General features: G+C 70.4%; 2 protein-coding genes and 1 pseudogene. 1 reads left to right on the plus strand and 2 read right to left on the minus strand.

Annotation, left to right across the window (positions count from 1 at the left end; genetic code table 11):
- Positions 1 to 676, minus strand: a 676-nt coding sequence (locus ABZ896_RS52630) for a TerD family protein (protein ID WP_360946623.1), incomplete at its 3' end; no start/stop codon positions are given.
- 115 nt (positions 677 to 791) lie between these two features.
- Positions 792 to 1,388: a M48 family metallopeptidase gene (locus ABZ896_RS52635; protein WP_360946626.1), complete on the minus strand. Its 597-nt coding sequence runs from the start codon at positions 1,386 to 1,388 to the stop codon at positions 792 to 794.
- A 239-nt stretch (positions 1,389 to 1,627) separates the two neighbouring features.
- On the opposite strand from ABZ896_RS52635, the pseudogene ABZ896_RS52640 reads away from it, so the two are divergent.
- Positions 1,628 to 1,911 (plus strand): annotated as a pseudogene (locus tag ABZ896_RS52640) (ThiF family adenylyltransferase); the annotation flags it as partial.

The following is a 1,911-nucleotide window of genomic DNA, read 5'->3' on the forward strand; positions in this document are numbered from 1 at the left end:
GGGCATGACCGGGGAAGCTCGGAGCCGCCGCCGTCATGGGGCGCGGTCTTGCCGGTGCTGCCGCGGGCGCGGGCGCGGGCGGCGGGGCGAACGCGGGTGGTGCGGCCTGGGCCTGCGCCGGAACCGTCGGCTCGGGCGCGGCCTCCTCCTCGGCGACCTCGCCGCCGAAGTTCTTCAGCAGCGCGTCCAGGCCGCCGTCGAAGCCCTGTCCGACCGCGGCGAACCGCCAGACGTCCTTGAGGTACAGGTCGCCCAGCATCACCGCGCGCTCCGTGGAGAACTCGCTGCCGTCGAAGGCGTACCGGGCCACCTCCTCGCCGCCGGCGACGATCCGCAGGCACCCGGGGGCGACCTGGGACATCTGCCCGTCACCGTCGATCGTCGCGGTGAACGACAATTTCTGGATCTGCGACGGAATCTGATCAAGGGTGACCCGGAACGACTCCGTGTCCCCCGCCTGGGCGCCGAGGAGCTGGATCGCGTCCTCGGGTGACTTCGGCTGGTTGAAGAAGATGAAGTACCGGTCGTCGGAGAGCCGTTCGTCGGCGTCGAGTCCGAAGCAGCTGATGTCGAAGGTCAGTCCGGGAGCCGAGATCTGTACACCCACGTACAGATCCGTGCCCGCGGTGAGGTCACTGATCTTGGCCTTGTGGCCGCGTTGGAATTCCCTGGCCATGCGTAACGACCGTCCCCCATCCCGATGGTTAGTGCGTCGCGACAGGCTAACGGCAAACTCCGACACCGGCTCAGGTCGGTACAGATCCGGTACAAAAACCCGTTCGAACAGTCGGTCAGTCGCCGCCGGCGCCCGGCAGATGCGGCAGCCGTTCCGCAGCGACCACGCCTTCGAGGTAGCCCTTGGCACGCTCGGTGCGCGGATAGGCCTCCAGCAGCCGCCAGAACCGCGGCCCGTGCCCGGGCACCAGCAGATGCGCCAGCTCATGGAGCAGGACGTAGTCCACGACGTACTCCGGCATGCCCTGCAGCCGGTGCGACAGCCGGATACTGCCCTCGGCCGGGGTGCACGAGCCCCAGCGGGTGTTCTGGTTGGTGACCCAGCGCACCGAGGTGGGGCGCGCGCGGCCGTTGAAGTACTGCGCCGACAGCCGCTCGGCGCGCTCGGACAGCTCGGCGTCCCCGAGGACCCGTTTGCTCTCCTGTGCGGCCAGCTTGTCGAGCATGACGGTCACCCAGCGCTGCTCCTCCGCCTCGGACATCCGGGCAGGGATGAGTACGACGGTGCGATCGCCCTCGCGATACGCGGAGACCGTCCGGCGACGACGGGCACTCCTGCGGACCTCGATCGCGCTCGCCCCCGAGCCGCTCGGCGGTGGGCTCGTCGTGCTGCGCTGTGGCGTTCCGGCGCTGTGCAGTGGGTCGGCGGGCACGCCTCGACGTTACCCTCTGCACACGCGGGAAGTCCCGACTCCGGGACGGTTCGGTTCCGATCGCCCACCAAGCGTCTGATTTGTACGACGAATACCCCCCGCCTGTGGACAACTTTCGGCACGCCCCGACCGGGTCCGGGCATGCTGGCGAGGCCGACGGAGCCACGACCGACCATCGCCCGGTTCCGTCGGCGGACGACGACGTTCGACGAGGGCTACGGGGGCCTGTGATGCAGACGATGGTTCCGCAGATGAAGCCCGCGCTGCGGCGCGGCTGGCGCGATCTCAACACCGTGCAGTTCGGGATGGCCCCGGCGCACGCGTTGACGCTGGGCCCGATGGACACGGCGACGGGCAGCTTCCTCGACCTGCTCAACGGCACGCGCGGCCTGGCGCTGCTGCGCGAGGAGGGCCGCCGCATGGACCTGCCCGAGGGGCATGTCGACACGCTGGTGGGACGTCTCGCCCGGGCCGGGCTCGTCGACGACGCCCGGGGCGGCGGCCCGGCCGCGGACGTCCTGCG

It is taken from the genome of Streptomyces sp. NPDC047072 (genome assembly GCF_040643855.1).
Taxonomy (GTDB): domain Bacteria; phylum Actinomycetota; class Actinomycetes; order Streptomycetales; family Streptomycetaceae; genus Streptomyces.